Source organism: Actinomycetota bacterium, assembly GCA_036280995.1.
Classification (GTDB): Bacteria; Actinomycetota; CALGFH01; order CALGFH01; family CALGFH01; genus CALGFH01.
Genome location: DASUPQ010000668.1, coordinates 1 through 10,255, shown reverse-complemented (window position 1 = coordinate 10,255; position 10,255 = coordinate 1). Strand labels below are relative to the sequence as shown.

The 10,255-nt window shown below is 76.5% G+C and carries 10 protein-coding genes; all 10 read left to right on the top strand.

Annotation, left to right across the window (positions count from 1 at the left end; all coding sequences use genetic code 11):
• Positions 1 to 1,006 (top strand): phenylalanine--tRNA ligase subunit beta (locus tag VF468_22725; protein HEX5881103.1); only part of this gene is annotated, 1,006 nt, incomplete at its 5' end.
• Positions 1,007 to 1,088: 82 nt separating this feature from the next.
• The gene (locus VF468_22720; GenBank protein ID HEX5881102.1) at positions 1,089 to 2,321 is read left to right on the top strand and encodes a bifunctional ornithine acetyltransferase/N-acetylglutamate synthase; all 1,233 of its coding nucleotides are present in this window, start codon (positions 1,089 to 1,091) and stop codon (positions 2,319 to 2,321) included.
• A 57-nt stretch (positions 2,322 to 2,378) separates the two neighbouring features.
• Positions 2,379 to 2,768, top strand: a complete 390-nt coding sequence (locus tag VF468_22715; protein HEX5881101.1) for a response regulator — start codon at positions 2,379 to 2,381, stop codon at positions 2,766 to 2,768.
• Positions 2,765 to 3,697: an ornithine carbamoyltransferase gene (gene argF / locus VF468_22710; protein HEX5881100.1), complete on the top strand. Its 933-nt coding sequence runs from the start codon at positions 2,765 to 2,767 to the stop codon at positions 3,695 to 3,697. Before VF468_22715 ends, argF begins: the two co-directional genes overlap by 4 nt.
• A gap of 4 nt (positions 3,698 to 3,701) precedes the next feature.
• Positions 3,702 to 4,256 (top strand): hypothetical protein, encoded by a 555-nt coding sequence (locus tag VF468_22705; GenBank protein HEX5881099.1) that lies wholly within the window; start codon positions 3,702 to 3,704, stop codon positions 4,254 to 4,256.
• Between the two features lie 13 nt (positions 4,257 to 4,269).
• On the top strand, positions 4,270 to 6,000 hold the full coding sequence (polX, locus tag VF468_22700) for a DNA polymerase/3'-5' exonuclease PolX (GenBank protein HEX5881098.1): 1,731 nt from the start codon (positions 4,270 to 4,272) through the stop codon (positions 5,998 to 6,000).
• A 188-nt stretch (positions 6,001 to 6,188) separates the two neighbouring features.
• Positions 6,189 to 6,815 (top strand): DNA-3-methyladenine glycosylase, encoded by a 627-nt coding sequence (locus tag VF468_22695; protein ID HEX5881097.1) that lies wholly within the window; start codon positions 6,189 to 6,191, stop codon positions 6,813 to 6,815.
• A 94-nt stretch (positions 6,816 to 6,909) separates the two neighbouring features.
• Positions 6,910 to 8,064, top strand: coding sequence for a hypothetical protein (locus VF468_22690; GenBank protein ID HEX5881096.1), 1,155 nt, complete (start codon positions 6,910 to 6,912; stop codon positions 8,062 to 8,064).
• A 43-nt stretch (positions 8,065 to 8,107) separates the two neighbouring features.
• On the top strand, positions 8,108 to 8,491 hold the full coding sequence (locus VF468_22685) for a hypothetical protein (GenBank protein HEX5881095.1): 384 nt from the start codon (positions 8,108 to 8,110) through the stop codon (positions 8,489 to 8,491).
• A gap of 44 nt (positions 8,492 to 8,535) precedes the next feature.
• Positions 8,536 to 9,795, top strand: a complete 1,260-nt coding sequence (tyrS, locus tag VF468_22680) for a tyrosine--tRNA ligase (GenBank protein ID HEX5881094.1) — start codon at positions 8,536 to 8,538, stop codon at positions 9,793 to 9,795.
• Positions 9,796 to 10,255 lie beyond the last annotated feature (460 nt).

Here is a 10,255-nt window from a genome sequence, read left to right as displayed (position 1 = left end):
CGCCACCGGGGGCCGCCTCACGGCCACCCAGCGGCTGCGCCGCCAGGCCAGGGAGGTCCTGGCCGGCATGGGCGTGACCGAGGTCCAGACGCTCCCGTTCCTGTCCCAGGCCGACCTGGACCGGCTCGGGCTGCCCGCCGGCGACCCCCGCCGCCGGACCCTCCGCCTGGCCAACCCGCTGTCGGAGGAGGCGCCTGAGCTGCGCACCACCCTGCTGCCCGGCCTGGCCGAGGTGGCCCGGCGCAACCTGGCCCGGGGCCTGGACGGGGTCGCCGTCCACGAGCTGGGCGCCGTCTTCCTCCCCGACCCGGGGGGATCGGGGGGGCTCAAGACCAGCCCCCCCGAGGATCGGGGCCAGGAGCTGCCGGCCGAGCCCCTCACCCTGGGGGTGCTGCTGGCCGGGCAGGCCCCGGCCGGCCGCCACGACGACCCGCGCCGGCCGTTCGACTTCGCCGACGTCAAGGGCCTGGTCGAGGGGCTGGTGGCGGCCCTCGGGGTCCCGGGGGTCGGCTACCGGGCCGAGGAGCCGCTGCCCTTCCACCCCGGCCGCTGCGCCGCCGTGCTGCTGGAGGACCGGCCGGTCGGCCTGCTCGGCCAGCTCCACCCGCGGGTGGCGGCCGCCTGCGAGCTGCCCGCGGCCGCGTTCGCGGTCGAGCTGGAGCTGGCCCCGCTGCTGGCCGCCGTCCCGGGGATGCGCCCGGCGGCGACGCCGTCGCCGTACCCCGAGCTCTCCTTCGACGTGGCCTTCCTGGTCCCCCCGGGGGTCGCGGCCAGCGCCCTGGAGGACGCGCTGCGCGAGGCCGGCGGCGACCTGCTCGCCCGGCTGACCCTGTTCGACGCCTACCAGGGGTCGCCGCTGCCACCCGGCCACCGCAACCTCGCCTACCGGGTCGCGCTCCAGGCGGCCGACCGCACCCTCACCGACGCCGACGGGGCCGCCGTCCGCGACCGCATGGCCACCCTGGCCGCCGAGCGAACGGAGGCGGTCCTGCGCAGCGCCGGGTAGGGTAGACCGGTGCCGCCGTTGGGGGGGCTCGGGGGGGACTTCCCCCGAAGGAACCAGGGACTGCGCCGAGAGGTAGGGCCAGTTGGTCGACTACACAGTCGCAGGGGTGGAGGGGGGCCTGTGCGCGCCCAGGGGGTTCCGGGCCGCCGGGGTCGACGCCGGGCTGACCCCGGGGCCAGGGCCCGACCTGGGGCTGGTGGTCAGCCAGCAGAGCTCGGCGGCGGCCGGCCGCTTCACCGCCCACCCGTTCGCCTCGGCCCCGGTGCGCTGGTCGCGGGCCCAGCTCCGCACCGGGATGGCCCGGGCGGTGCTGGTCCACGCCGGCAGCGCCAACGCCGCCACCGGCCCCCAGGGCGACGCCGACGCGGCCGCCCTGGCCGCCCGGTGCGCGGCCGCCATCGGCTGCCCGGCCGGCGAGGTGCTGGTCTGCGGCACCGGCGCCGTCGGGGTCCGGCTGGCCGTGGCCGACGCCGCCGAGGCCGCCGACAAGGCCACCGCCGCCCTCGGCCGCCGGGGGTCGGGCGAGGTCGCCAAGGCCATGACCGCCTCCGGCGGGGTCGCCCGCGAGCACGCCGTCGCCGTCGCCTGGTCCGAGGGCGAGGTCCGCATCGGTGGCGTCGCCAAGGCGTCGGTCCCGTTCGCCCCCGCCTTCGACCATCCCCCGGAACCGCAGAACGCGACCACGCTGGTGATGCTGACCACCGACGCCACCGTGGAGCCGGGGGTGCTCGACGGCCTGCTCGGCCGGGCGGTCGGCCGCTCCTTCGAGCGGGTCATGGTCGACCAGGCCCCGGGCATGGCCGACGCCGCCGTGCTGCTGGCCAACGCCACCGCCGCCGCCCCGACCCTGCGGGCCGGCTCCGACGGGGCCGCGGCCTTCGAGTCCGCCCTCACCCAGCTCTGCGAGACCCTGGCCGAGGCGCTGGCCCTGCGCGTCCCCGGCGCCCGCAAGCTGGTCGTGGTGACCGTCCACGGCGCCGCCGACCACACCGACGCCCTGGCCGCGGCCCGGGCCGTCGCCGGGTCGGTGGCCCTGCGGGCCGCCCTGGCCGCCGGCCTGCCCGCCTGGCCGGCCGTGCTCGACGCCCTCGGCACCGCCGGGGTGGCCCTCCACCCGGGCCGGGTCGGGGTCAGCTTCGGCCCGGTCACCGTGGTCGCCGACGGCCGGGCCGCCTCCCACGACGAGCGGGCCGCGGCCGCGGTCGCCGCCAAGGCCCAGGTCGACCTGTCCGTCGACCTGGGCATCGGCCCCGCCGCGGCCACCGTGACCACCACCGACCTGCCCGCGGAAGCCCTCGGTCGCCACGGCGGGTAGACTGAGCACCCGGCTGTGCCCGCCCCGGCCCCGCTCGGCAACCCAGAAAGGCACCACATGGCGTCCAATCGCGTGCTCGTGGTCGAGGACGACCCGAGCGTGCGCGGGCTGCTCCAGACGATCCTGGAGGACGAGGCGCTGGAGGTCATCCTGGCCGCCGACGGCGAGGAGGGCCTGGAGCTGGCCCGCACCGTCGACCCCGACGTGGTCCTGCTCGACGTCATGATGCCCGGGCTCGGCGGGCCCGACGTCATCCGGCGCCTGCGCCGGCCCGACGGCTCCCTGCCCTTCGCCGTCCTGGTGGTGACCGGCGCGGCCGAGGTGATCGCGCCCCTCCGCCACGAGCTGGGGCCCGAGGCCGTGCTCGAGAAGCCCTTCGACATCACCACCCTGGCCACGCGGGTCAAGTCGCTGGCCAGCGGTGACGCCCCAGGGGAGCGCCCATGAGCAAACGAGACTTCCTGTCGATCGACGACGTCGACCCCGGCGAGCTGGTCGCCCTGCTGGACGGGGCCGACCGCCACAAGGCCGACCGCCGGGCCCGCGACACCCTCGGCGGCCGCACGGTCGCGCTGATCTTCGAGAAGCCCTCGACCCGCACCCGGGTCTCCTTCGAGGTCGCCGTCCACGAGCTCGGCGGCTACCCGCTGCCCCTGGCCGGGGCCGAGCTCCAGCTCGGCCGGGGCGAGACCCTCGAGGACACCGCCGCCGTCCTGTCCCGCTACGTCCACGCGATCGTGCTGCGCACCTTCGCCCAGGAGAGCCTGGAGCGGCTGGCCAGGGGCGGCACCATCCCGGTGGTCAACGCCCTGTCCGACTACTCCCACCCCTGCCAGGCCCTGGCCGACCTCCAGACCATCCGTGAGCGCAAGGGCTCGCTCGCCGGCATCCGCCTGGCCTACCTGGGCGATGGCAACAACGTCGCCCACAGCCTGCTGTTCGCCGGGGCCAAGATGGGCATGCACGTGGCCGTGGCCACCCCGATCGGCTACGAGCCCATCCCCCAGGTGGTCCGCCGGGCCACCGAGATCGCGGCCGCCACCGGCGGCAGCATCGAGCTGACCCACGACGCGTCGACCGCCGCCAAGGACGCCGACGTGCTCTACACCGACGTCTGGGCGTCCATGGGCAAGGAGATGGAGCACGGCGAGCGGGCCCTGATCTTCAAGCCCTACCAGCTGTCCACCGACACGGTGATGGCCGCCGCCCCGGACGTGATGGTGCTGCACTGCCTGCCCGCCCACCGGGGCGAGGAGATCGCCGCCGAGGTCATGGACGGCCCCAACTCGGCCGTGTTCGACCAGGCCGAGAACCGCCTCCATACCCAGAAGGCGCTGCTGTCGTGGCTGCTCACCGGCTCCGCCGACCCGAGCTGACCGGGTGACCGAGCCGCCGGTCGGCCACCCCGGCCGCCCGGGGGGGTCCCCCGGTGGATCGGCCTGGCGCTGGGCCGTGGCCGCCGGCCTGGCCGGGGTGGCGGCCTCCACCCTGACCACCGCCCTGGCCGCCGCCGTCGCCGGCCGCGAGTCCGACCTCGCCCTGCAACCGGTCGAGCTGGCCCTGCGGGTCGGGCTGCTGCTGATCGCCCCCTGCGTCGGAGCCATCCTGGCCGCCGTGGTCGTGCCCATCCGATCGGAGCACGGCCGCCGGCTGGCCGCGCTGGCGGTGGGGCTGGCCGTGCCGCTCGGCCCGCTGCTGGTGCTGCGGCTGGACCGGATGCGCGAGTTCGGCCTCGCCTCGGCGGCGCTCACCGTCGGCGTCATGGCCGCCTGGGGAGCGGTCGGGGCCGCCCTGGCCGCCGGCTGGTGGGCCCGTCCCGGCCGCCGGGTCGAGCGCACCGACCTGCCCCTGGCCGCCTCCGGCCTGACCGAGCCGACGCCGGCGGACCACCTCGAGGCCAGCGGCGAGCCCGGGCCCAGGGGCCCGGCCGCCTGAGGGAGGGGAGGCCGTGCCCTGGGGGAACGAGGAGCTGGCCCGGCTGTTCTCCGAGATGGCCGAGCTGCTGGTCCTCACCGGCGAGACCGGCTTCCGGGTCCGGGCCTATGACCGCGGCGCCCGCGCCCTGTCCGGCTACGGCGCCGACCTGTCGGGGCTGTCCGAGCGCGAGCTGGCCGCCATCCCCGGGGTCGGCAAGGCGATCGCCGCCAAGGTCCGCGAGTACCTGGAGACGGGCCGGGTGGCCAAGCTGGAGGAGCTGCGGGCCGAGGTCCCGCCCGGCCTTCGCGCCCTGGTCCGCGTCCCCGGGCTCGGCCCGGCCAAGGCCCGCCTGGTCCACGAGCGGCTCGGGGTGTCCTCGCCCGAGGAGCTGGCCGAGGCGGTCGCCGCCGGGCGCGTGGCCGGCCTGCCCGGGATGGGCGCGCGCACCGAGGCCAACCTGCGCCGCGCCCTGGAGCGGATGGCCCGGCGCATGGACGGCATCCCCCTGGCCGTGGCCCTGCCCCTGGCCGAGGCCCTCCGCGACCGGCTGGCCGGGGTCGCCGGGGTCGAGCGGGTCGAGGTCGCCGGGTCGCTGCGGCGCATGAAGGCCGCCGTCCACGACATCGACCTGCTCGCCGCCGCCACCGACCCGGCCGCCGTGGCCCGCGCCTTCACCGAGCTGCCTCAGGTGGCCGAGGTCGCCGCCCTCGGCGACACCAAGGCGTCGATCCGGACCCGGGACGGCCTCCAGGTCGACCTCCGGACGGTCCGGCCCGAGGTGTGGGGGGCCGCCCTCCAGTACTTCACCGGGTCGGCCGCCCACAACGTCCGCATCCGGGAACGGGCCGTCAAGGCCGGGCTCAAGCTCAGCGAGTACGGGCTGTTCGAGCGGGGCGGCGAGCTGATCGTGGCCGAGGACGAGGAGGTCGTCTACGACCGCCTCGGCATGGCCTGGGTGCCGCCGGTGCTGCGCGAGGACCTGGGCGAGGTCGACGCCGCCCGCCGCGGCGAGCTGCCGGAGCTGGTCACCCTGGCCGACGTCGGCGGCGACTTCCACTGCCACACCGACCTGTCGCCCGACGGGACCGCTCCTCTTGAGGTGATGGTCGACGCGGCCCGGGCCCGCGGCTACCGGTTCCTGGCCATCACCGACCACGGCGAGAGGCTCGGCCTGGGCGGGGCCAGCCGCTCCCAACTGCTGGCCCAGCGCCAGCGGATCCGCGCCCTGGAGCGGCGCCTGGGCGACATCACGCTCCTCCACGGGGCCGAGCTGAACATCGGCGGCGACGGGTCGCTCGACTACGACGACGAGTTCCTGGACGGCTTCGACATGCTCGTGGCCAGCGTCCACGACCGCCTCGACCAGCCCCGCGAGCTGCTCACGGCCCGCCTGGTGGCCGCCTGCGAGCACCCCGCGGTCAACGTCATCGGCCACCCCACCGGCCGCCGTATCGGCAGCCGGGCCGCCGGCGACGTCGACCTGGAGACGCTGTACCGGGCGGCCGCCCGCACCGGCACCGCCCTGGAGGTCAACGGCTCCCCCCACCGCCTCGACCTGGGCGACGAGCAGGTCCGCCTGGCCCACCGGTTCGGGGTCATGCTCGCCTTCGGCGCCGACAGCCACGGCCCCGGCCACCTGGCCAACATGCGCTTCGCCGTCGCCACCGCCGGCCGCGGCTGGACCACCCCCGACCGGGTGATCAACACGCTCCCCCTGGACGACCTGCGCCGGTTCCTCGCCAAGGGCCGCCCAGGCCGGTGAGCGGCCCCCCGGCCTCGCCGCCTCCCGGTCCCGGGGTCCCGGAACCTCGGCCGCCCACGCCGGACCCCCACCTCCCCGGTGCCGGGGCCCCCGAACGGGAGGGTAGCCCAACGGCGGAAGGCACGGATGGGGCTGCCCACACCCCCTCGGCCGGTGCCCTCCCGCCCGGTTCCCTCCCGCCAGGGGCCCTGGAGCCGCTGGCGGACGGGTTCTGCCTGCGGCCGCTGCTGGAGGTGACCCGCGACCTGCTCGGGCGGCTGCTGGTGCACCGGTCCCCGGAGGGCCTGTGCGCGGTCCGGCTGGTCGAGACCGAGGCCTACGACGGGGCCGGGCGCGACCCGGCCAGCCACGCCCACCGCGGCCCGACCCCGCGCAACGCGGTCATGTTCGGCCCTCCCGGCCACCTCTACCTCTACTTCACCTACGGGATGCACTGGTGCGCCAACGTCGTCTGCGCCCCCCAGGGGACCGCCCAGGCGGTGCTGCTGCGGGCCGGCGAGCCGGTGGCCGGGACCGACCTGATGCAGGCCCGGCGTCCGGCCAGCCGACCCCGCGACCTGGCCCGCGGCCCGGCCCGGCTCTGCCAGGCCCTCGGCCTGGCCGGCTGGGCCAACGGCGCCGACCTGTCCGCCGGGCCGGTGCTGCTCACCGCCGGCTGGCCGGTCCCCGACGGCCAGGTGGCCTGGACCGGCCGGGTCGGGGTGACCGCCGCCGCCGACCGGCCCTGGCGGGCCCTGGTCGCCGGCCACCCCAACGTCTCCCCGGCCCGCCCCGGCCCGGCCCGCCGCCGGGCGGGTGGCCACCGGGCGCCGTGACCGCCGGCACCCCCGGCGTGTGACCAGCGGCACTGCCGCCGCCCTCCCCATCTGCCATACCCCTCCCAGGGGGACGAATGGGGGAGGGAGCACGATGACCGACACGATCGCCGGGACACCGACGGCGGCGTCCCGCACCCACCGGAGGACGCCGGAGTTCCCGATCGGGGACCCGGTCCCGACCGCCTGGCGCGAGGACGTCCTGACCCGGGCCAAGGAGCTCGACTCCCTGCGCGCCTACCTGCTCGACGCCGGCCCGGCCGACGCCGACGACCCCTGGTGGACGGCCATCCGCGAGCACCTGGAGGCGGTCAAGCAGGCCGCCGAGGGCCGCCGCGGCCGCCGGGCCCAGTTCCACCGCCTGTGGGCGTCGGTGACCGGCTCGACCATCGGCCGGGCCATGAGCAACCTCGACGCCGCCGAGGCCAACCTGCTCCGGGTCGCGCCCGACAGCTACCTGGCCGGCCAGATGCCGAGCCTCCTCAACCACGTCCAGCGCCACCTCGACCCCGGCGACCCGCGCCGCCGCGAGCTCGAGCGCCTCGCCGGCCGTCTCGGCTCCGACCAGGCCCTGGCCGGCGCCGCCGAGCTGTCGGCCATCACCGCACGGGAGCGCAACGCCGTCGTCGGCAGCGTCCGCGCGGCCAGCAAGGCCGCCCTGCGCGAGCAGCTCCGGGTCCGCAGCTTCCGCAACGTCCTGATCGTCACCTCGGTGGTGATGACCCTGATCGCGGTCGGCATCGCCGTCCTCGGGTTCATCAGCCCGTCGCTCGTCCCGCTCTGCTTCCAGCCCGAGCGGTCCGGCCAGACCGTGGTCGTCTGCCCCACGGGGCAGTCGGCCCTGCTCGACACCGGCCAGGAGTCGGGCCCGGCCGCCCCCGATGTCGACGACGTCGTCAAGCGGACCGCCGGCCCCGCCGACCTCCTGGTCGTCGAGGTCATCGGCCTCACCGCGGCCGCCGTCGCCGCCGCCACCGCCCTGCGCGGCATCCGCGGCTCCTCCGAGCCCTACGGCCTGCCCGTCGCCCTGGCCACCCTCAAGCTCCCCATGGGCGCGGTCACCGCCTTCCTCGGCCTCCTGCTCATGCGAGGCCAGTTCGTCCCCGGCCTCAGCGCCCTCGACACCTCCGCCCAGATCCTCGCCTGGGCCCTGGTCTTCGGCTACGCCCAGCAGCTCTTCACCCGCGTGGTCGACCAGCAGGCGCACAGCGTGCTGGACACGGTCCGGGGGAAGAAGGCGGCCGGGTAGCCGCCGGGCCGCTTACCCCTCGCCGGCGCTGGTGGTGGGGGTCGTGGGGAGGGCCGGCAGCCCGGGGGGCGACCCAGAGCCGGACACGGCCGGAGCGCCAGACCCGGCCGGGCGCGGCGGCGGCGCGGGCCGGGTCGGTGTCGCAGCCGGCCAGCACCGCGGCGTCCCGGCCGGCCTGGTCGAGCAGCTGCCGGGCGGCGCCCTCGGGCTGGCCGAGGACCCCGGGGACCATGGTCATCCCGAGCCCCCGGCGCCCTGGCCGTCAACGGCCACGGTCAGCTCGACCGGCGCCCCGGCCGCCCGGGCCGCCCCGCCCGCCGGCCCGGCCGGGGACGCCAGGGGCCGAGGGTGGCGTGGTGGTGGGGCAGAACATGGCAAGGTGAACGTGGGCATCCGCGGCGGCCGGCTTCATCCCGGGCCGTGCTAGCGTTTCGTCTTCGAGTCGATCGCCTGCTGTGGAGGTCTGCCGCCGTGCCCACCCCTCTGGCGCCCGTCGAGGAGCAGCTGCGGGTGCTCACCGCCGGGGTCGCCGAGCTCCACCCGCGCGACGGCCTCGCCGAGCGGCTGGCCGCGGCCAAGGCCGAGGGCCGTCCCCTCCGGGTGAAGCTCGGCATCGACCCGTCGTCGGCCCACCTGACCCTCGGGCACGCGGTCGTCCTGCGCAAGCTCGCCCAGTTCCAGCGCTTCGGGCACACCGTCGTGCTGATCATCGGCAACTTCACCGGTCTGGTCGGCGACCCTAGCGGGCGCAGCCAGACCCGCAAGCAGCAGACCGAGGACGAGGTCACCGAGCACGCCCGCACCTACCTGGAGCAGGTCGCCAAGGTGCTCGACGTCGACGCCGCCGAGGTGCGCCGCAACGCCGACTGGCTGGCTCCCATGACCTTCGCCGACGTGGCCAGGCTGGCCGCCAACGTGACCGTGGCCAAGCTGCTGGAGCGCGACGACTTCCGCACCCGCTACGGTGCCGGCCAGCCGATCTCCCTGGTCGAGTTCCTGTACCCGCTGATGCAGGGCATGGACTCGGTCGCCATCGAGGCCGACGTGGAGCTGGGCGGCACCGACCAGACCTTCAACCTGCACATCGGCCGTGACCTGCAGCGGGCCCACGGCCAGCCCGGCCAGATCGTGCTCACCATGCCGCTGCTGCGCGGGACCGACGGCGTCCAGAAGATGTCCAAGAGCCTCGACAACGGCATCTACCTGGACGAGCCCCCCGAGGCCCAGTTCGGCAAGCTGATGCGGATCCCCGACGAGGTCGTGCCCGAGTACCTGCGGCTCACCACCGACCTGGACCCGGACGAGGCCGGCCGGCTGGCCGCCCAGACCGAGGCCGGCGGCGCCGGCGCCCGCGACGTCAAGCGCCGCCTGGCCCGCGAGGTCGTCACCCTGTACCACGGGCCGGAGGCCGCGGCCGCCGCCGAGGCCGCCTTCGACGCCGGGGTCCGGCTGCGCGCCGGGGGAGGCGGCGACGCCGGCCCGGCCACGCCGCTGCCGATTCCCGAGGGCGCCGTCCGCAACGGCCAGGTCTGGGTGGTCGCCCTGCTGGCCGACGCCGGTCTGGTCGGGTCGCGGGGCGAGGCCAGGCGGCTGGTCACCCAGGGGGCGGTCCGCCTCGACGGCCAGCCGGTCGGCTCGATCGAGCAGAGCTGGCCGCCGGCGGAGCTCGAGGGGCGCCTGCTCACCGTCGGCCGGCGGTCCCCGGTCCGCCTGCAGGCCCCAGGGTCCTGACCCACCGGCCTCGCCCGACCCTCACGGAATACCGCCACGGTCCCGGTCGTTGGACCCATCGCAGCGCTGGAACCGTTGTGGTTGCTGGGGTCCAGGCGCCGGTGCCAAGTTGACACGCTGTCGACGCCGGTGCTACCTTCTCCAGGCTGCAAGCAGGGAAGTTCTTCGAGACCGAGGACCTCTCCGGGACGACGCCAGCGGCGTCGGCATCGGAAGACAGGAGGTCGCCGAGCGCCAAGAGGATTCGATCCGACGGCTGTTCGGTGGCCGTCCTGACGCCCAGCAGGTCGGGGCGCAGGGCGGCGCTTCTGTGTGAAGGTGACGACGTGGCGGGCGGTGCTCCACCAGGAGTACGCTGACCGGGCAGGTGGGAAGTCTTTGACGACCTTGAAAGGCCCGTGGTACCGTCCCGCCGCTCCGGCGGTGACAGGACGCGGGAACCGCAGGTGAGTCGCCGAAG